This window comes from Chryseobacterium daecheongense (assembly GCF_003729955.1).
Taxonomy (GTDB): Bacteria; Bacteroidota; Bacteroidia; order Flavobacteriales; family Weeksellaceae; genus Chryseobacterium; species Chryseobacterium daecheongense.
The window spans coordinates 316,073-336,268 of record NZ_RJTX01000004.1 but is presented as its reverse complement, the minus strand read 5'-3'; the positions used below and the strand labels follow the sequence as shown (position 1 = coordinate 336,268).

At 37.4% G+C, this 20,196-nt stretch carries 17 protein-coding genes; 6 read left to right on the top strand and 11 right to left on the bottom strand.

The genetic code is table 11. The features are described 5' to 3' along the window. Positions 1-48 precede the first annotated feature (48 nt). The 11 genes from rnhA to EGI05_RS14875 all read right to left on the bottom strand — a co-directional run bounded on the left by rnhA (position 49) and on the right by EGI05_RS14875 (position 12,254). Positions 49-525 (bottom strand): ribonuclease HI, encoded by a 477-nt coding sequence (rnhA, locus tag EGI05_RS14925; RefSeq protein WP_123263830.1) that lies wholly within the window; start codon positions 523-525, stop codon positions 49-51. A gap of 28 nt (positions 526-553) precedes the next feature. Continuing rightward, on the bottom strand, positions 554-2,143 hold the full coding sequence (dnaB, locus tag EGI05_RS14920) for a replicative DNA helicase (RefSeq protein ID WP_123263829.1): 1,590 nt from the start codon (positions 2,141-2,143) through the stop codon (positions 554-556). Positions 2,144-2,299: 156 nt separating this feature from the next. Next, on the bottom strand, positions 2,300-4,360 hold the full coding sequence (locus EGI05_RS14915; protein WP_123263828.1) for a T9SS type B sorting domain-containing protein: 2,061 nt from the start codon (positions 4,358-4,360) through the stop codon (positions 2,300-2,302). Between the two features lie 101 nt (positions 4,361-4,461). Beyond that, positions 4,462-6,525, bottom strand: a complete 2,064-nt coding sequence (locus tag EGI05_RS14910; protein ID WP_123263827.1) for a T9SS type B sorting domain-containing protein — start codon at positions 6,523-6,525, stop codon at positions 4,462-4,464. Positions 6,526-6,617: 92 nt separating this feature from the next. Continuing rightward, positions 6,618-7,853, bottom strand: coding sequence for an MFS transporter (locus EGI05_RS14905; RefSeq protein WP_123263826.1), 1,236 nt, complete (start codon positions 7,851-7,853; stop codon positions 6,618-6,620). 92 nt (positions 7,854-7,945) lie between these two features. Further along, on the bottom strand, positions 7,946-8,308 hold the full coding sequence (locus EGI05_RS14900) for a hypothetical protein (protein ID WP_123263825.1): 363 nt from the start codon (positions 8,306-8,308) through the stop codon (positions 7,946-7,948). 69 nt (positions 8,309-8,377) lie between these two features. Continuing rightward, entirely contained in the window at positions 8,378-9,877 is a 1,500-nt protein-coding gene (locus EGI05_RS14895) for a GH3 auxin-responsive promoter family protein (protein WP_123263824.1), read from the bottom strand. Between the two features lie 117 nt (positions 9,878-9,994). Next, positions 9,995-10,240, bottom strand: a complete 246-nt coding sequence (locus EGI05_RS14890; RefSeq protein ID WP_123263823.1) for a hypothetical protein — start codon at positions 10,238-10,240, stop codon at positions 9,995-9,997. Between the two features lie 176 nt (positions 10,241-10,416). Beyond that, positions 10,417-10,809 (bottom strand): hypothetical protein, encoded by a 393-nt coding sequence (locus tag EGI05_RS14885; protein ID WP_123263822.1) that lies wholly within the window; start codon positions 10,807-10,809, stop codon positions 10,417-10,419. Between the two features lie 161 nt (positions 10,810-10,970). Further along, the gene (locus tag EGI05_RS14880; protein WP_134197467.1) at positions 10,971-11,654 is read right to left on the bottom strand and encodes a hypothetical protein; all 684 of its coding nucleotides are present in this window, start codon (positions 11,652-11,654) and stop codon (positions 10,971-10,973) included. A gap of 18 nt (positions 11,655-11,672) precedes the next feature. Then, entirely contained in the window at positions 11,673-12,254 is a 582-nt protein-coding gene (locus EGI05_RS14875) for a papain-like cysteine protease family protein (RefSeq protein ID WP_123263820.1), read from the bottom strand. 209 nt (positions 12,255-12,463) lie between these two features. Between EGI05_RS14875 and mfd the strand changes: the two genes are divergently transcribed. From mfd to pth, 6 genes are all read left to right on the top strand, one after another. Then, positions 12,464-15,829, top strand: coding sequence for a transcription-repair coupling factor (mfd, locus tag EGI05_RS14870; RefSeq protein ID WP_123263819.1), 3,366 nt, complete (start codon positions 12,464-12,466; stop codon positions 15,827-15,829). A gap of 135 nt (positions 15,830-15,964) precedes the next feature. Continuing rightward, entirely contained in the window at positions 15,965-16,783 is an 819-nt protein-coding gene (locus tag EGI05_RS14865; protein ID WP_123263818.1) for a hypothetical protein, read from the top strand. Positions 16,784-16,793: 10 nt separating this feature from the next. Next, the gene (locus EGI05_RS14860) at positions 16,794-17,609 is read left to right on the top strand and encodes a hypothetical protein (RefSeq protein ID WP_123263817.1); all 816 of its coding nucleotides are present in this window, start codon (positions 16,794-16,796) and stop codon (positions 17,607-17,609) included. Between the two features lie 4 nt (positions 17,610-17,613). Then, entirely contained in the window at positions 17,614-18,357 is a 744-nt protein-coding gene (locus EGI05_RS14855; RefSeq protein WP_123263816.1) for a hypothetical protein, read from the top strand. A gap of 173 nt (positions 18,358-18,530) precedes the next feature. Further along, complete coding sequence (locus tag EGI05_RS14850; RefSeq protein ID WP_123263815.1) at positions 18,531-19,463, top strand: hypothetical protein; 933 nt, start codon at positions 18,531-18,533, stop codon at positions 19,461-19,463. 87 nt (positions 19,464-19,550) lie between these two features. Continuing rightward, positions 19,551-20,114, top strand: coding sequence for an aminoacyl-tRNA hydrolase (pth, locus tag EGI05_RS14845; protein ID WP_123263814.1), 564 nt, complete (start codon positions 19,551-19,553; stop codon positions 20,112-20,114). Positions 20,115-20,196 lie beyond the last annotated feature (82 nt).

Genomic DNA, 20,196 nt, shown 5'->3' with positions numbered 1-20,196 from the left:
ATATTAGAAGAATTTTAAATGAAAGTAGGGTATTGGTATGTGAAATTTTTAAAAAAGAGAATTGTTCTCTAAATTTTCAAAATAAATATCTACCTCCAGATCCGGAGATGCAGCGGCAGCTACGGCAAGCCTGTCGCAAAGTTCATTTTCAGGATGTCCAGCGTGGCCTTTTATCCAATGCATTTTGGGGTTATGCTTCTGATAAAGGGGGACAAATTTTTGCCATAAGTCCGGATTTTTCACGTTTTTCCATCCTCTCTTAATCCAGCCTGCAATCCAATTCTGATTGATAGCATCAGACACATACTTGCTGTCTGTGAAAATATGAATGTCATTTTCCGTGGATTTTAATTTTTCCAGAGCTGTAATTACAGCCAGAAGCTCCATTCTGTTATTGGTGGTTTTCCTGAAACCTTTTGAAAAAGTTTTCTGGTATCTTTTTTCAGGAACGCGCATGAGAATTCCATATCCGCCTTTTCCCGGATTTCCGCTGCAAGCACCATCGGTGTATATTTCGATTCTCAAAAATTATAATTTAAAAATGAAAGCATTTTTAGAAAGGGAAATCTTCATCATCATCAAAATCGTTCATGGACGATCCTGAAAGTTGAGAATTATCAGGAAGATCAAAAGCAGCACCCGGCTGAATGGTTGTTTTTATCTTGTCAAAACCACTCTGCTCATTCTGCTGACCAAAACTTTGGGATGGATACCCATAATCATTTCCGAAAACATCCAGATCTCCAAATTTGGCAATGTTTTTCATAAATGAAAGCCTTACATCAGCAGTTGCACCATTTCTGTGCTTTGCAATAATGATTTCCGCCTGATTTTCCGTTGAAGTTTCCTGTCCCGGTTCATCATTATCCCAAACCGAAATTTTATAATATTCTGGTCTGAAGATGAAAGATACAATATCGGCGTCCTGTTCAATCGCTCCGGATTCCCTCAAATCTGAAAGCTGAGGTCTTTTTCCCGGACGGTTTTCCACACTTCTGGATAACTGGGAAAGAGCAATTACAGGGACATTCAATTCTTTTGCAATCGCTTTTAATGAACGTGAGATCATTGCTATTTCCTGTTCACGGTTTCCACCACCTTTTCCACCACTGCTTGCGGTCATCAGCTGAAGGTAATCCACCATGATGATCTTTACGCCATGTTGCATTACCAGTCTTCGGCATTTGGCACGGAAGTCGAAGATGGAAAGAGAAGGAGTTTCATCAATATAGAGTGGAGCATTCTCCAGGTCAGAAACATTGGAAAACAGCCTTTGCCATTCATCATCGGACATGGTCCCTTTTCTTAATTTCTCGGATGAAATTCTAGTCTCGGAAGCAATCATTCTAGTGATCAACTGTACCGATGCCATCTCCAGAGAGAAAAGAGCCATTGGGATTTTATGTTCTACTGCTATATTTCTCGCCATGGAAAGCAGGAATGCGGTTTTACCCATCGCGGGACGGGCTGCGATAATAATAAGGTCAGAATTCTGCCATCCTCCGGTTTCTTTATCAAGATCCCTGAATCCTGATGGCACTCCGGAAAGCCCTTCTTTATCTTTTAAAGATTTGATAGTATCGATGGCCTGTTTTACCAAAGAGTTCGCCGTGTCAAATCCTTTTTTAATGGTTCCGTTCGTAATCTCAAAAAATGACTGTTCTGCTTTGTCCAGAAGTTCAAATACATCGGTTGATTCCTTGTAGGAAGAATCAATAACATTAGCCGATACATTGATAAGGCTTCTCAGGATGTATTTCTCAAGAATAACACGTACATGATATTCAATATGAGCGGAAGAGCTTACCCCCATGGTAAGGTCAATAATATAATGATCACCGCCGGCCTGGTTTAATTTATCTTCTTTTTTAAGATCCTGGATGATGGTCATTAAATCTACCGGATGGTTTCCTTCGTATAATTTTAAGATGGTTGTAAAGATCACCTGATGCCTCGGATCATAGAAAACTTCCGGAGTAAGAAGGTCAATGGAATAGTCAAGACCTTTTTTATCAATCAAAAAAGTTCCAATTACGAGTCTTTCAAAATCTACAGCATTAGGCGGCATTTTCCCGTCAGAAATTGATAATTCCTTCGCGAAATTTCCGTGTGTAAGAGATGATAGTGTTTCTTTCTGCGCCATACTGCAAAGATAATCGATTTGAAAAAAAATAAAAAAATAGTAACTAACATTTTACTGTCAAATTACGTTAAAATGCTTTACCAATATGTGATGAGTTATGTTGATAAAAAAATCACCCTGATTCAGGGTGATTTTTTATCTTATATAAAAACTGAATTATTCTCTGTTTTTAACCAATACCCATCCGCTGTATTGTGTCGGAGTATTGTTTTTGTCATTTTCATTCCAAGTGATGGTATACCAATAAGTACCTGTAAGGATTTTCTTGCCAAAAGCAGTTCCGTCCCATTTGTATCCTCTTGTTTTATCTGCTTCATAAAGCTTGTTTCCATATCTGTCGAATATTACAAGGACAAGATTTTTCTTATAGGCTAATTCAGAATAATCGATATAATCATTCACATTATCTCCATTCGGCGTAATTGCATTAAGAAGATTTGGAACTGTGATCTGCACCTCTATTGGAAGACAGTCATAAGAATCTTTTACATACACTTTGTTTTCACCTCTTGGAAGCCCTGTGAAGACATTAGAATCTTGCCAATTAACACCATCTAAAGAGTATTTATATGGAGCTTTTCCTCCGGATACATTTACAGTAATGGTATTGTTTGAAATATCAATGCTTGAAATCACGGGCTGTTGTGAAGAATATACCCTTACTTCCTGCATTGTATAACATTTTCCCGTCTGAAGTTTTACCCAATACAGCCCAACTCCAACACCTGAAATAGATTGTGTGGTGGCACCAGTGCTCCATTCGTAGCTGTCAAAACCTGGACCTGCATCCAGAGTTGTTCTGTCTTCCATACATATCGTCTGATCTTTTAGCACAGATGATTTTACAGGGGGAAGAACTTTCAATGTGATTTTAGCAATGGCAAAACATCCGTTGGCACTGGTTACTCTTACGTAAACATCGGTTGATGTTGTAACATAAGCATTGAAATTGGCAATTTCATTAGTAAGGTTTAATGCATCCGTTGATGTTTTATAATATTTTTTTGTCATACCTGTTTGTGAGTTAACAGCTGCCTGAGTTAAATCAAAAGAAGCGGTTGCAATATTAGTATCAATATAACAAGACTCAAGTGTGGCATTAGTTACCACTACTACAGGATAAAAAGCAAGTGTAATCGCAGCTGTATCAGAACATCCTTCATTGGAGGTTACTTTTACATATACTGTTTTTTCTGCCGAAGTATAAGCTGCCGGGTTTGTTATTTCGTTGGTTCCGGCATTGAGATCAGCAAGAGTAGGATAGTACTTTTTCGTTGATGGTCCTGAATAAACTGGTGCTGCTGTCAGGTTAAATGTTGCTGTACCGGCTCCGTTATTGTTGCAGGCATTAATAGTGACGTCAGCGGCTTCAATATTTCCTTGCTTGAATTTAAATTTACCGAGTTGGAAACATCCGTTCGCCGGGTTATTCGGATTAGCCGGATCCTGATATACAATTCTGTAATAATATACGGTAGTTCCATTGACAGTAGTTACTGTAAGTGGGTTTGCTCCTGTAATAGCATCATTCTGAAGACTGTGGTAAGTAACCGAGAAGTTTTGGTTACCATTCAGGATTCCAGGGGTTAATGTTGTAAAGTCAAATTGAGTCGGTAACTGGCATTTTAAGATTTCTCTAGGGTCATTAGGATTGGCAGCCGGGTTTCCTGGTGTGATGAAAGGATTCGGAGCCAATGCAGGATCGGAGAAAGCTGAAGTAAGCGTTGCAGTACCACTCCAGGTCAAAGAAAATCCGTTTGCGGAATTACTATAATTGTCAATAATTAAATAATACGTTTGTCCAGCTACTACATCCATATAAGCTCCCCAGTAAACGGAACCTGTTGGTGTAAGTTCAAGACCTGTGTTCCCTGTAGGAGATGATCCTGCAAAATTACATCTGATAGGAGCTCCTAAGTTGCTACATTGCACATTAGGCCCATAAACTGCAAAGTCATAATCATCACTGTTTACGTTAGAATCAATGGTGAAAGCCAATGTTCCTGAAGTAGCAATGGTAAAAGAATACCAAACTGAAAAGTTCTCATTATCATTCAGACATCCTAAAGTATCCAGATCTTCCAGGATATTTCCAGGTCCGGAAGGAGTATAAGAAATATTAGAATTTCCACATACCGGAATCGCAGTAGGGCAGTCTGATTGGGAAAAATATAGTTGAGTGAGTAAAATTGTTAAAAATAATAATAGTTTTCTCATTTTTAAATGATTTTATAAAACAAAAATAAGGAAAATAAAGAAAAAGTCGATGGTAAAGGATAGAGAAAAGAACCGCCTGAAGCGGTTCTTTGATTTATGTATTATTCTCTGTTTTTCACCATGATCCAGCTGGAGAATTTGAAAGGCGTATTATGCTTGTCATTTTCATTCCATGTTACGGAATACCAATAAGTACCGGTAGTAACTCTTTTGCTGCCATTAGTGGTTCCATCCCATTTGTAGCCATTGGATTTATCTGCCTGATAAATTTTGCTTCCGTATCTGTCATAAATGCTCAATACCAGATTTTGTTTGTGAGCTAATGCAGAATAATCAATAACATCGTTTACACCGTCGCCGTTAGGAGTGATCACATTGATAAGGTTGGGAACAACGATGCTAATATCTATCGGCTCACAATCGTAAGCATCTTTTACATATACTGTATTGTCACCTCTCGGAACATTTGTAAATACATTAGAATCCTGCCAGTTTACATTATCCATAGAATATTTGTAAGGAGCTGTTCCCCCTACCACAGACACAGTAACCGTGTTGGTAGCAATGTCAATATTAGAAACAACAGGCTGTTCGGCAGGGTAAACTTTTACAGTTTGGGTAGTGATACAATCTCCTGTTTTTAATTTCACCCAATAAGTACCTACTCCTACGCCTGAAACGGTTTGTGTAGTAGCTCCTGTACTCCAAAGGTACGAAGCAAAACCTGGTCCTGCATCTAGTGTTGTAGTGTCTTCCATACAGATGATCTTATCTTCCAATACAGAAGAATATACAGGCGGAAGTACTATAAGAGTCACTTTAGCAACCGCATAACATCCGTTTGCATTGGTTACTTTTATGTATACAACTCCACTTGGGGCAATATAGTTAGCAGGGTTTCCAATTTGGTTGGTTCCATTTACAGCATCTGTTAAAGAAGGGTAATATGTTTTAGTTCCTCCCTGAGAAGTTACCGTAGCTACCGTAAGGTTGAACAATGCTGTTGAAGGATTGGTTTCAATGAAGCATGATCTCAAGGTAGCTTCATTTACCACTACTACCGGATGGAACTTCAAGCTGATTTCAGCAATATCTGTACATCCGTACTGTGAAGTTATTTTCACATATACTGTTCCTTCTGCAGAAACATAAGAATAAGGATTGGTGATCTCGTTGGTTCCTGCATTCAGATCATGAATGGTAGGATAATATTTTTTAGTAACGGTTAAAGTAGGGTCAATAACATCCGCTGTAGTCAAGTCATAGGTAGCTGTACCCGCATTGTTATTATTACATTCCGTTAATGTATCATTATAGGCTTCAATGGTTCCATCCTTGAATTTGAAATTCCCATACTGTTTACATCTGTTAACAGGATCGTTCGGGTTGGCAGGATTGGTATAGTTAATACTATAATAATAAGTTTGCCCTACACTTACAGAAATTGGTGATGTAATAGGATTATTCCCTGTTAAAGCATCATTTTGGCTTGTATGGTATTTTACAGAGAAATTCGGGTTACCGTTGATGATACCAGCAGACAATGTACTGAAATCAAAAATAGCCGGATTTGAACAGATTACAACCTCTGGAGGGTCATTTGGGTTCACAGCCGGAATTCCTGGCGGAACAAACGGATGCGGAGTGATATTAGGGTCATTAAATGGAGAAGCCAGCGTTGCTGTTCCAGACCATGTTAAAGAAAATCCGTTAGCTGAATTACTATAGTTATCAATAATTAAATAATACGTTTCTCCTGCTTGTACATCTAAGTGCGGGCTCCACCATCCGTTAGGAGGTGCAGTTAGTGAAAGACCTGTATTTCCTGTAGGGGAAACTCCTGCGAAATTACATCTGATAGGAGCACCTAAGTTGCTACATTGTTTGTTGGGTCCGTAAACCCCAAAGTCGTAATCATCATTATCAACATTGGCGTCGATGGTGAAAGCTAATGTTCCTGAAGTGGCAATAGTGAAAGTATACCACACGGAAAAGTTTTCATCATCAATAAGACAGCCACCCAAATCTTCCAGGATATTTCCCGGCCCGGAAGGGGTATAAGAAATATTAGCATTCCCACAAACAGCAATTGCCGTAGGGCAATCTGATTGGGAAAAGAATATCTGTGACGATATCAGCAGAAAAAATAATAGAATTTTTTTCATAAAAGGGGAATTTTATAAAGCAAATATAAAAATTATTAATGGTTATTTGAAAAAAATGTAATATATTTAGTAGAATTATCTGTAAACTAGATTTAGTATTGCATTTTTCTTAATTTGGGATTGGTACTTCCTACAATTAATGCGATGAGAACTGTCATACTACCGCCAAATACAACAGAGCGCACCACTCCCATAAGCTTCGCCGCCAAACCGCTTTCAAACTGCCCCATTTCATTACTGGACATAATAAATATAGAATTGGCACTCAGTACACGTCCGCGAATATGATCCGGAGTTTTCAGCTGTACAATGGTTCCGCGAATCACTACGGAAATTCCATCAAGCATTCCGCTTAGTACAAGGAACATAAACGAAAGCCAGTATAGGTGAGATAACCCGAATCCAATAATACAAATCCCAAAACCAGCCACGGCAACCAGCAATATTTTTCCCTGGTTTTTTCTTAATGGAATAATTGATAAGATGGTAATGATGCACATAGACCCGATATCCGAAGCGGCATTCAGAAGACCTAAGCCGTCTGCACCTGTTTTTAAAATATCAGTAGCATATACCGGAATCATGGCTACAGCACCACCAAAAAGCACGGCAAACATGTCAAGGCACAAAGCTCCTAAGATTTCCTTTGTTTTGAAAATGTAAGACACTCCTTCACGCATGCTTTCAACCACATTCACTGATTCTTTTTTGTATTCTGAGTGCTGCTTATTCAATTGCCAGAAGAATAATGAAGCAATAATTATTAATACAATAACCGCCACCAATGTCCATTTGATTCCAAAGCCTTCAATAAGAAATCCTCCTAATGCATGGCCCGATACGGAAGAGATAAGGAAAACAGCCTGATTGAGTGTTATGGCATTGGAAAGATTTTCTTTTTTAACAATTTTAGGAAGCATGGCCGGAGCAATAGGCCCAAGGAATGCTCTTGCTATTCCGGTAAGAAAGATGACTCCGTAAATATAGTAGGTAATTTCATGCCCTGTAAAATGTAATTCAACATTGTAAAATGCAGGAATCAGCAAAAGGCCTATAAGAATAACATATGTATAATTGCAGATCAGCAAAAGCCGTTTCTTTTCATTCATATCGATAACGTGGCCTGCATACAAAGCACAGCTCACCGCCGGAATTACCTCCGAAAGTCCGATAAGACCAATCGAAAAAGGATCTTTTGTTAATTGATATACCCACCATCCCAGTAAAGTAGCGAGCATTCTAAAGGCTATTACAATAAAAAATCTTCCTGTAAGGAGATTCCTGAATTCAACATTTTGCAATGTCTTTAACGGAGTCAGTGAAATCATGCACAAAAATAGCCCTAAATATTTATTTAAGGCTATTGCTATAATATATTTTTAACTGATAAATCAAATATATCCTGAAAGATAAAATCTATTTAATCCGCTCTTGAAGAGCTTAATACAAGGGCTGCAACACCTGCTGCTCCAATTACAGTTGCGCCTGCAACTACACGGGCTTTAGACCTGTCTTTTACGGCAGCCACGTTAGATTTTGGAATAATTACTTCCGTACTATCTTTTTTTCCTGCTGTACCGACAATATTATCACCTTCTACATTACGGAATAATATTTTTTGTTTTTTAGAACCGTCTTTCAGGGTAACGATGTACATTCTTCCTGCTTCAAGATTAGAGTAATCGTTTTTGGAGACATCTTCGGAATACTTGGTAGTAGCACAAGATGAAATAACAAATAAAGACGTTAATAAAGATGATTTTAAAAGTACAGCTGCTTTCATTATTATTTTTTAGTTTTTCAAATTTATAATTTTTTTCGAATATACGTTTTTGTAATTGAAAAAATGTGTTTAAAATTTATAGATTTCCAATAAATCGGCAATTTTTCTGTCATTGGCGAGTCTTGGAATTTTATTCTGGCCTCCTAGTTTGCCTTGTGATTTTGCGTATTCATGGAATGCATTTTTCTTCAGCTGAGTAATATGAAGAGGTTGCAGAATATTTCCGGAGATCAGGTCATCATAATATGTATTGCGTTTTCTGAGCTGTTCGTCAAGTTCATTTCTGAAGGCATCCGGATTTTGAGGCTCTTTTTCAAATTCAATAAGCCATTCGTGGTAAGGAAGTCCTTCTGCCGGATTTACCTGTGGTGCTAAATGAAATTCTGTGATCTGAGCCGGATGTTTTTCTAAGGCAGCTTTCATAGCTTCTTCCACTTCAAAGGCAATCACGTGTTCTCCAAAAGCTGATGTAAAATGTTTAGTCCTTCCGCTTACGAGGATTCTGTGTGGGTTTTTATCAATAAATCGTACCACATCACCAATGGAATACGCCCATAGCCCTGAGTTGGTCGTTAAAATCAAAGCATAATCCTTATGAAGTTCAATATCTTTTAATGTTAGTCTTCTTGCATTAGGCTTTCCATATTCTTCCAGAGGAACGAATTCATAGAAGATTCCATGATTGGTTAAAAGGAGCAATCCCTCTTTGGTATAGTCATCCTGAAAAGCAAAGAAACCTTCTGAAGCAGGAAATGTCTGCACAATATCCACTTTTCCTCCTAACAGATCTTCCATTTTATCCCGATAAGGCTCATAATTAACACCTCCGGTGACAATCAATTGAAGATTCGGGAAAATCTGTTTGATTTTTTTGCCATGTTTATCAATTAATTTTTCAAAATACATGATCAGCCAGGGAGGTATTCCTGAGATCAGGGTCATATTTTCTTTCTCCGTCTCTTCTACAATTTTATCCACTTTAGTTTCCCAATCTTCCATAACATTGGTTTCCCAGCTAGGCAAACGGTTTTTTTGTAAGTAATTGGGAATATGATGAGCAACAATACCGGAAAGGCGACCTGTTTTTATTCCATATATTTCTTCCAATTCAGGGCTGCCCTGAAGAAATATCATTTTTCCTTCCACGAAATCTGCATTGTTTTTCCTGGCTATATAGTGGAACAAGGCACTTTGGGCTCCGGCTATCTGATAAGGCATTCCTTCTTTTGAAATCGGGATGTATTTAGAACCTGAGGTAGTTCCGGATGTTTTGGCAAAATATTCCGGATTAGCCGGCCATAAAATATTGGCTTGCCCCTTTTTCATCCTTTCTATATAGGGTTTCAGGTCTTCATAATCGGCAATAGGAACCCTTTTTTGATAGTCTTCTATGGAATGGATGTTCTCAAAATCATGTTCTCTTCCAAAAAGCGTTTTTTTTGCTGTTTCTACAAAAGAGAGAAGTTGCTCTTCCTGTTTTTTCTGTGGATTCTGTTTAAATGCTTCAGTTTTCCGGACATGCTTTTTGGCCCAGATCAGTGCTATTTTTTTCTTGAGGAAGTTTAACATGCTTCAAATTTATAAATAACTGTGGAAATCGTTGCGTTTTACCCAACAAAAAAACCGATGAATTGCTCCACCGGTTCTTCGAAATTTGATTATGAAAATAACAACTATATGATATGTTTATTTGTTCTCTTTGTACCTTTTGTCTGGGGTACCGTCTTTTTTAAGTTTTTGGTTTTCCTTATATCTTTTATCAGGGGTTCCGTCCTTCTTAAGCTTTACAGCAGGTTTTGCGGTTTTAGCTTCAGGAGCTTTTACGGTTTTTACTGTTTGATGAGCAGTAGTGCTTTTTGCAGGTGCGGTTTGCTGAGCGGTGGCAAGGCCTAATCCTAAAATTAGTGACATTGCAGATAAAAACTTTTTCATTGTAGCTTTTTTTTGTTGAGTAAAGGTATACAAAAACCGCACTGAAAAATCTGGTTTTTTGAAACTTAACTAAAGTTTATTACTGCTTAAAAAAATATTAAAGTTGCTTTATTTCAAAGATATAAAAAAACCTGTCTCCGGTGGAAACAGGTTAACCTATGTATGAAAAGTTGTTTTTAACGTGTACAGTTAGCTGTCCAGGTTCTACCATCTTTGGTGTACAAGATTTTCAGTTCATCATTATCAATTCTGATGTATGATGTAGCTGTAGAACCAATCATGACCAAGGTGTGATCTCCTTGTTGCTCAAACTCTATTCCGTTAAGATCCGGGATGCTGTTTGAAAATGCAAAATTATATTTTGTACCACTTGCTATTTTAGTTACAAATACACTTCCGTCATTAGTGCTTATATCCGTATCGGCATCTTTATAAGATATACTACCCTTATATGTCCCTGCAAAAAATTCGTTGTTAGCTGGATCATCATCATCACTACATGATACAATGGTCGTGACTGTAAAAAACATCAGCAAAAAAATACCTAAGATTCTAATTACTTTTTTCATAATATTATTCGTTTAAAGTTGTTATTCTAGGTAAAATTTCCAAACTTTATGCCATGCAGTGATAATAGATTTTTTTTAACTTTTAATTAAAAAAATTAGCAAAATATTATGAAAAAACGCTTCTTTTCATAAAGAAGCGTTGTAAAGTGAATGATTGAGGGTTATTTTACGAGTTTTCCTTTTTTCAACTCATCGCCAAATTGTCTCTGGAAGATCTGGGCGTCTGTTCGGATCTGTTTTAAGATTTCTCCCTCGGATAAAGGCTGTCTTAAAGATCCACCATTATATTTGGTATAATACAGCTTTCTTCCGTCTGCATTTACTTCATAAATAGTGGCATTGATGTTGGGAACTTCGAAAACAGAGATCGGAACATTCATATTATTAAACTGTCCTTTAATTTCTGTAAGGTCAGAAGCTCTTACATTATCGGTGATCTCATCCAATTGCCATCCTTTTTCATTTTTAGAAGTAGAGATTACGGTAACTACTTTTGTATTATCAACCAAAGGAGTCTGGCTTTTTTTGCTTTCTTCCGCTATTGAAGCCAAAGCAATGGAGTCTGAACGAAGTAATTTTTCAAAATTAACGTCAAAAACCGAGATCGGTGCTTCAGGTTTTGAACGTTCCAGTGCAGCTGCATCAATATTAAGATTGAATTCCTTATTGGTTTTCAGGATCGAAATAAGATCAGCCTTTCCTTTGTTCACTGCATCATTGGATGAGGTGAAGTTATTTTCTTTGATTTCATTTTGGCCGGAGTTTCCCATGTTGCTTTTATCATTACACGAAATTAGGAAAACTGATAGTAACAGAATGGCCAATATATGTTTTAGATTTTTCATTTTTTTTGGATTTTAAAATTATTTTTTTGCTAAATCATACCAGGTATTCCAGTGCGTGCTGCTTCCGGCAGGGTCTGCATAGGTTTCATAAGTGATCAGCCTTTCCTGTCCAACACATGGGCTCCAAGGATCATTCAATACTACATATCTTGTTCCACCTACTGTTATGTATCCTTTTACTACTACTACGTGTCCTACAACTCCAGGAGTTCCGTATGCATAGCCCATAGGTTTTTTTGAACAGAAGATCTGTTTCTGTAATTTTTCCCAGGTCAGGGCAGTAGTGCTTTCGCTGAATTTTAATCCAGCGAAGTCAAGCTCCAGCCAGCCGGGACGATTACAGTCTGCATTTTTAGGACATGATGTACCGGCAGTTTGAGGAGTACAGCAATTATTCACTCCGAAACGGTGATTGGCTAATGCACATTGGGTTACATTGATCTGAAAATGCTGAGCTAACATTTGAGTGGTTGCAGCCCAACACCAGTTGTTGGTTTCTTGTGGTCTTAATGTATTGGGAACATTGCCTATGATTTCTGGTTTACAACAGCTGATCAAGGTAAGTCCAATAAAAAACAGACCTAAAATTAGTTTTTTCATGGGGTTAGTTTTTCTGTTTCCTACTCTTTGGGCTTTTCGGATTCCGCCGTATTTCTTTTACAAAAGTACAGTACATGAAAGATCTCAACGTAAGGGTTTTACCTATTTCTGGGGTGGGGATTTTCCTGATTTATAATTCGTATCTTTGTAGAAACAAACGATTTCGGAAGCACCCGAAATCGCTTTTGTCGTTTATACTATTACTATCTATGCAGTTAAAAACCATTACCGAAAAGTTTCTTCCGGAGTTGCTTCAAAAAGAATTTGGGAAAGAAATTTTCACTCAGTTGGAAAGCAGTCAACATATTTCTGTAAAAGGAAGTGCCGGTTCCTCCGTTTCAGTTTTCGTGGCCGAACTTTTTTTAACCCAGAAGAAAAATATTCTGTATCTGGTGGATGATAAAGAAGATGCACTTTACATTAATACAGAAATGGAAGATCTTTTAGGAAAAGAGAAAATTCTTTATTTCCCGGCCACGCATCTGGAACCTTACCAGGTAGAGAAAACACAGAATGCGAATCTGGTTTTAAGAACAGAAGTTTTAAATAAGATCAATTCAGGTAAATCTCCCAAGGTCATTGTGGCTTATGCAGGGGCTTTATCAGAAAAAGTATTGAAAAAAGAAGATTTTAAAGCCATTTCCCATCATATAAAAGTAGGGGATCAGCTGGATTTTGATTTTGTGGACGAATTGCTTAATCACTATCATTTTCAGCAGGCTGATTTTGTTTCTGAACCAGGAGAGTTCTCTGTAAGAGGAGGAATTGTGGATGTATTTTCGTATTCCTATGAAAAGCCTTATCGTATCACATTCTTCGGAAATGAGGTGGAAAGTATAAAGACTTTTGATATAGAAACTCAGCTCTCAGTAGATAAAGTGAAAGAATTTCAGTTGGTTTCCAACATGAATTTTTCTGTAACCGGTTCCAAGGTATCTTTATTACAGCTTTTGCCTAAAGAAAGCTTTGTGGTTTGTAAAAACGGAGTGGTTGGACTTCAGAAAATTAAAAGTTTCTATGAAAGATCATTAGAGAAATTTGAAGCACTGAACAAAGACATTGCCCATAGAGCGCCACAGGAATTATTCATTTCTGACCAGGAATTTTTATTTGATTATAAAAAATTTAAAACCATTGATTTCAGTAGTGTTGCTATTGAAGGATTGCCAACAGCGGAGATCAAAATTGAGCAAACAGCACAACCCTCCTTTCATAAAAATTTTGAACTGCTGATCGAAGATCTGGAAGAAAAGCAGCATGAAGGCTTTGAAACGTGGATCTCTTTTTCAACAGAAAAACAAAAAGAAAGGCTGGAGTCTATTTTTGAGGAGCTTGAGCATGAAGTTCCTTTTAAAAGTTTTAAATCTGAACTACATGAAGGGTTTGTAGATAACAATCATAAAATTCTAGTATATACGGATCATCAGATTTTTGACCGTTATCAAAGATATAAGGCGAAAAATACGTTTGCCAAATCCGAACAGCTTACGCTGAAAGATCTAATGTCTTTGAAAGTAGGGGATTATATTGCCCACATTGATCACGGAATCGGAAAATTCATGGGGTTAGTGAAAGTAAATAATGACGGAAAGATCCAGGAGTGTTTTAAACTGACCTATAAAAATGGGGACTTGTTATATGTAAGTATTCATTCCCTCCATAAAATTTCAAAGTATAACGGACCGGACGGAAAGGAGATTGTTTTAAGTAAACTAGGGTCTCCTGCCTGGAAATCTTTAAAACAAAAGACGAAAACGAAGGTTAAGCAAATTGCCTTCGATCTCATTAAGTTGTATGCACAAAGAAAAACGGCACAAGGTTTTTCGTATTCGCCGGATTCTTATTTACAAAATGAGCTGGAAGCAAGTTTTATTTATGAAGACACTCCGGATCAGGAAAAGGCTACGATTGATGTGAAAAAGGACATGGAAGCTGTTACGGTGATGGACAGACTGGTTTGTGGAGACGTAGGTTTTGGTAAAACGGAAGTTGCTATTCGTGCTGCGTTTAAAGCCGCAACAGATGGAAAACAGGTTGCGGTTTTGGTTCCGACTACGATTTTGGCATTTCAGCATTACAGGAGCTTTAAAGAAAGATTGAAGGATTTCCCGGTGAACGTTTCTTATTTAAACAGATTTAGAACGGCTAAACAGAAATCGGAAACCTTGGAAGCTTTAAAAAATGGGAAAGTAGATATTATCATAGGAACCCATCAATTGGTTGGAAGTGGTGTTAAATTTAAAGATTTAGGCTTACTGATCATTGATGAGGAGCACAAGTTCGGAGTTTCGGTAAAAGATAAACTGAAAACACTGAAAAGTAATGTGGATACCCTTACTTTAACGGCTACTCCTATTCCGAGAACTTTGCAGTTTTCGCTGATGGCGGCAAGAGATTTGTCTGTTATCAAAACACCACCGCCGAACAGGCAACCTGTAGATACACAGATCGTTGGATTCAATGAAGAAATTATCCGTGATGCAGTTTCTTATGAATTGCAGAGAGATGGGCAAGTATATTTTATTAATAACAGAATTGAAAACCTGAAAGATATTGCTGGGCTTATTCAAAGGCTGGTTCCGGATGCTAGAGTGATTACGGGACATGGGCAGATGGATGGAAAGCAGCTGGAGAAAAATGTCCTGGATTTCATGGAAGGAAAATATGATGTCCTTGTTTCTACGACAATTGTTGAAAGTGGGGTAGATGTTCCTAATGCCAACACGATATTCATCAATGATGCACAACGTTTCGGAATGGCAGATCTTCACCAGATGAGAGGAAGGGTGGGACGAAGCAACAGAAAAGCATTTTGTTACCTTATCACGCCTCCGTTTGACATGATGACATCCGATGCGAGAAAAAGACTGGAAGCCATTGAACAATTCTCGGATTTAGGTAGCGGTTTCCAGATTGCAATGAAAGACCTTGAAATCCGTGGAGCCGGAGATTTATTGGGAGCAGAACAAAGCGGCTTTATCAATGAAATGGGTTTTGAAACATATCAGAAATTGATGCAGGAAGCATTGGAAGAGTTGAAAGATGATGAAAGCTTCGGAAACTTGTTCGAGAACGAGGAAGAGAGACAGAAATTATTCAAATCGGTAAAAGAAGTGAATATTGATACCGATCTGGAACTGATGTTGCCGGATTCTTATATTTCCAATACGGAAGAAAGGCTATTGCTTTATCAGAAAATTGCAGAAATTGATAATGAAAAAGATCTCCAGAAATTTGAGATGGAACTGATAGACCGTTTCGGAAGTTTGCCAAATGAAGCCATCAATCTGTTAAAAAGTGTTTCGTTGAAATGGCTGGCTGCTGAAATAGGTTTTGAGAAAATTGTAATGAAGAACGGAATATTCTTAGGGTATTTTCCAGATAATCCACAGGATAAGTTTTACCAGACGGAAAAATTCAGGCATATCATCAATTATCTGACCCAAAATCCTGCAGAAGCCCAACTGAAGGAGAAAATCGGTAAAGAGGGAAATCAGCTGATGATGAGAAAAGAAAAGGTAAAAAACGTGGATGAGGTGAATATTTTATTAAAATCAATCCTTGCTTCCCATTAAACGGTTTGTTTAATTTTAGAATAATTCTACTTTTATTAATGTGGATTATATGACATAATTCATTTATTTTTAATAAATTATTTAAGATAAATAAGGTTTTTTAGTTGAAAAAATATTTAACTTTGTGGCCTTATTATGAAAAACACAGTATATTATTTCGTGATTGGGCTGTTTTCAGCCTATGCTCACGGTCAGGTGGGAATTGGCACCAATGCACCAAATGCAACTCTTGATGTCAATGGAAAAACCACCTTAAGAAAAGAGCTTAGAGTAGGAGGTACCTCTGTCCAGGCTGGAAATGCCGGACTTAACGGTCAGGTTTTGGTTTCTCAGGGAGAAGGCCTTTCTCCTGAATGGAAATCACTGAATGTTTCCTTTATGGAGGAAGGACAGTATAAACTGATTAATTCTTATCTTTCCTCGGATCAAACAGGGATTACAACGCTTTCCAACGGAATTTCCGGTGACAATGTATACAAAAACAATGTCGGGGACAATATTACAGACACCAGCAAAGGGGCTTGGAATAAAATTGCCGGTTTGGAAAACAACTTCATCATCAAGAATGGCAAAAATCGTCTTACCTATCAGTTCCAGACTGGTGTGGAGATGAAGGCGCCTTCTGCCACGACTTCCCAAAACATCAGTTTTACGTGTGGTGTTTTCAGAAACGGGCAGCTTGTAGCAGTACGTCCCGATAAAATTTCTTCCAATAACAATTCTGAAAAAGCTGGAATCCAGGATTACATTTTTACGCTTAATTATACGGAACAGAATGTTCCTATAGGAAACCAGAAAGTTGAAGTGGCTTGTAGAAAAATAGATACATCGAGTCCCAATACTGAGTTTGCTATCGGGCGTAATGTCTCGGATGCAAATACTGTTTCCAATGCATTTTCTTTAGAGTCTATGATCAAGATAGACGTTATAGAATACGTGACTTATAAAAACTAAATAATAAAAAATGAAAAAATTATTTCTTACTCTGCTGATTTCAGCAGGGCTTCCTTTCTATGCTCAGATGGGCATCAATACAACCCAACCTAAAGCCGGATTAGACGTCAATGGAGATTATAATCTCCGAGGGAAATTGGTAGTTTTGAATGCTACAGATAATAGCCTTTCCGAAGGAACACATGATCAGGTGCTGGTCTCCCAGGGAGAAGGTTATCCTCCAATATGGAAAACATTAAGAATTCCTGAATATGAACCGAATAAATTTTACCTGATTTATAATAATTCTTTTTCTGACAGGACAGGCGTTACATTCAGCAGCTCCGAAGAATCTACTATTGCCTCCAGATCTGCAACCTTTACGAAAAATAATGCTTATGGCAGCTTTGCAGGCTTCAAAAAAATAACCGGATTATCACAACAAATCAATGTGTACAGTACGGAAAGCAAAACCTATTTTCAATTTGAAACGGTAGTTCAGGCTAATTTTCCGGCCAACGGAAGCACAGATACTTCCATAGATTATGCCTGCGGAATTTTTGTAGATGATAAGCTGGTGAATGTAAGACAGAGAAATTTAAAAGCGAGCAGTGCGTCCAATACCTTTATTACTCATAACCAGATCGGGATGGTTCAGGATTTATCCAAAGGATCACACACGGTAAGCGTAGCTTGTTCAAGACTTAAGTCTTATAATACAACGGCTGGGATTACTTTAGCGATAGGAATTAATGCGGCGAGTAACATTAATGACTTTATTTCGCAATCTTCCCTTAAAGTAGATGTTTACGAGGTTCCTCAAGTGTTTAACTCAATTATCAATTAAACTGATGAAAAAAATATTCTATATACTACCATTATTTTCTGCTGTGCTGTATAGTTCGCAGGTGGGAATTAAAACTACAACTCCGGTGAATACATTGGACATCAATACCGATTTGAATGTAAGAAAAGAAATAAGAACTGGGGGGACCAATATCATAAAAGGTTCTCCGGGAGCTGCAGGAACTATTTTTCATAATAATACAGAGCTTGCTGTCAATGACTGGAAAAATATAAAAATTGCAGACGGGCAGGGAAGTATGTCTTTGTATTCTATCAATACGGTTTCGGATCAGACAGGGGCTGCTTTTAGTGGAGCCAATGGTTCTACTTCTCCTTATAATGAGAATGCAGCGATCAGTAGTGAATGGGTGGTTCTTCCCGGAACAGTGGATACATTTTCCATTACCAACAATACCAATAAAGTGGTTTTTACCTTTCAAACGACTGCGCAAAAGAATGGAAACGGAGCTTCATCTGCCGGTTTTGCATGCGGTATTTTTGTAGATGATAAGCTAAGAGCTGTAAGGACAGATGTATTATTAGGAACAGATGGTACCAATAAGATTTTTAATCTGAACGCTACCCTTACGAATCTCATTCCCAAGCTTAATTATTCAGTAAAAGTGGCTTGTACCAAAAGAAATCTGAATTCAGGAACTTTAGGAATAGGAACCGTAGTTAATACGGCTTATCTGAATGCGGAAATGGCACAGTCCGTTTTAACAACCTCTGTATTGCAGCCATATTAATTTTTCAGTATGTATATGTATGATTGTCAATGTTCTTTGAGGAGCCAATCAGCAGATGTATGAAAGCAGAAACCATTCAAAAAAAATTATTAGTTTTTCGAGAATATAAATAAAAATATGCTTTTTATTCAAAAAAAAATTATATTTGTGGAAAAATAAACAATCACCTGGAAATGAAACAACTTTTCTACTTTATTTTATTATTAGCAGGGTTTTCCTCTATCCATTCATGCAAAGATATGGTAGATGAAGACGGCAATCCACTTATCGATCTGAATGGTAATGGCGGCCTGATTGGCGCCAGAGCATTATATAGAGAAGTTACAGATGCGGATACTATTGCTGAATATCATTACAGCGGACTTCTTTTGACTAAAGTAATTACAGACAGTGCTTCGATTACAGATGTAATGTACAGTGGTGACAAAGTAAGTAAAATCAATTTTAATGGTTTCCTTGATTCAGATCATGATGGAACCCTAGATACAGACAGTATCTCATACTCTCAATTGTTCACCTATGGAAACAACGGAAGATTAACTTCTATTTCTGAAAATCGTTGGATATACAGAAGAGATCCTGCTGTTCCGCCTGCAACATTAGGCCCACAAGTACTTTTCAGAAAAACAAAATCTTTATATACTCTGGGATATAATGCTACTACAAACAAGTTGGAATCTATTGTGATGATCAATGGTCCTGAAGCTCCGGCTACACCATTCGTTTACACAGATTATTCTAAAACAGCTTATACTTATTTAGGAGACAACGTTTCTAAGGTGGTAAGAGAATACGGACCAATGAATAATGGTGTGATCACTACAACAGTTACTAAGAAATATTCTTACGAGTACTTTAATTATGATAACAGAATCAGCCCATATTCTTTGCTTCCATCGGCATATAAGATTTCAGTATTGCTGTCCACAGAAGAAAATGATATGAGAAGTTTGATCTTATCTCCGAATAACCCGAAGAGATTTACCATAACAGATTTAATGGTTCCAATTCCAACTCCTGTTATTTATAGTACAAACTTTAACTACGATCCTCAAACGTATATGACAAGAGGATTTGGAGTATATTATTTCTATAAGCCATTATAAAAAATAATTTTTAATAATAGTAAACTCAATTCTTCACAGGATTGAGTTTTTTATTTTTTATGCCTTAATTTTGCAAAAAATTTCTACATGAAATATTTAATTGTCGGCCTGGGAAACAAAGGAGCAGAGTACGAAAATACACGTCACAATATAGGATTTAAAGTAGCTGAAAAAATAGCGGAAACACTAGAAGTTCCTTTCCAGTCTACTAATTTTGGTTGGATGGCAGAAGGGAAATATAAAGGCAGGAAAGTATTGGTTTTGAAACCTGATACCTATATGAACCTGTCCGGAAATGCTGTGAAGTATTGGATGCAGAAAGAAAATATTCCATTGGAAAATGTAATGATCGTTACAGATGACCTGGCTCTTCCTTTTGGAACATTGAGAATGAAAATGAAAGGCTCTGATGCGGGGCATAATGGACTTAAAAATATCCAGGAAGTATTACAGACTCAGAATTATGCAAGACTGCGTTTTGGGATTTCGGCAGATTTTTCCGAAGGAAGACAGGTAGACTATGTATTGGGAACCTGGAATGAAGAAGAAAAAGAAAAACTTCAGGAAAGAATTGAAAAGTTTTCTAAGGCATGCCTTTCTTTTGTGTTTGCAGGGATTCAGAATACGATGTCTGCATTTAACGGCAAATAATTGAAAAAAAGATGCTTTATCATCATCCGCAGGAATTTCATCGGATGAATGATGTAACTGATACCATTATAAGAAGACCACC

Excerpts from the sequence above, each read along its gene's own strand:
- EGI05_RS14895 (WP_123263824.1), bottom strand. The coding sequence starts at position 9,877 with ATGTTAAACTTCCTCAAGAAAAAAATAGCACTGATCTGGGCCAAAAAG.
- EGI05_RS14880 (WP_134197467.1), bottom strand. The coding sequence starts at position 11,654 with ATGAAAAATCTAAAACATATATTGGCCATTCTGTTACTATCAGTTTTC.
- EGI05_RS14905 (WP_123263826.1), bottom strand. The coding sequence starts at position 7,853 with ATGATTTCACTGACTCCGTTAAAGACATTGCAAAATGTTGAATTCAGG.
- EGI05_RS14915 (WP_123263828.1), bottom strand. The coding sequence starts at position 4,360 with ATGAGAAAACTATTATTATTTTTAACAATTTTACTCACTCAACTATAT.
- dnaB (WP_123263829.1), bottom strand. The coding sequence starts at position 2,143 with ATGGCGCAGAAAGAAACACTATCATCTCTTACACACGGAAATTTCGCG.
- EGI05_RS14890 (WP_123263823.1), bottom strand. The coding sequence starts at position 10,240 with ATGAAAAAGTTTTTATCTGCAATGTCACTAATTTTAGGATTAGGCCTT.
- EGI05_RS14865 (WP_123263818.1), top strand. The coding sequence starts at position 15,965 with ATGAAAAACACAGTATATTATTTCGTGATTGGGCTGTTTTCAGCCTAT.
- pth (WP_123263814.1), top strand. The coding sequence starts at position 19,551 with ATGAAATATTTAATTGTCGGCCTGGGAAACAAAGGAGCAGAGTACGAA.
- EGI05_RS14875 (WP_123263820.1), bottom strand. The coding sequence starts at position 12,254 with ATGAAAAAACTAATTTTAGGTCTGTTTTTTATTGGACTTACCTTGATC.
- EGI05_RS14885 (WP_123263822.1), bottom strand. The coding sequence starts at position 10,809 with ATGAAAAAAGTAATTAGAATCTTAGGTATTTTTTTGCTGATGTTTTTT.
- EGI05_RS14900 (WP_123263825.1), bottom strand. The coding sequence starts at position 8,308 with ATGAAAGCAGCTGTACTTTTAAAATCATCTTTATTAACGTCTTTATTT.
- EGI05_RS14850 (WP_123263815.1), top strand. The coding sequence starts at position 18,531 with ATGAAACAACTTTTCTACTTTATTTTATTATTAGCAGGGTTTTCCTCT.
- EGI05_RS14855 (WP_123263816.1), top strand. The coding sequence starts at position 17,614 with ATGAAAAAAATATTCTATATACTACCATTATTTTCTGCTGTGCTGTAT.
- EGI05_RS14910 (WP_123263827.1), bottom strand. The coding sequence starts at position 6,525 with ATGAAAAAAATTCTATTATTTTTTCTGCTGATATCGTCACAGATATTC.
- mfd (WP_123263819.1), top strand. The coding sequence starts at position 12,464 with ATGCAGTTAAAAACCATTACCGAAAAGTTTCTTCCGGAGTTGCTTCAA.
- EGI05_RS14860 (WP_123263817.1), top strand. The coding sequence starts at position 16,794 with ATGAAAAAATTATTTCTTACTCTGCTGATTTCAGCAGGGCTTCCTTTC.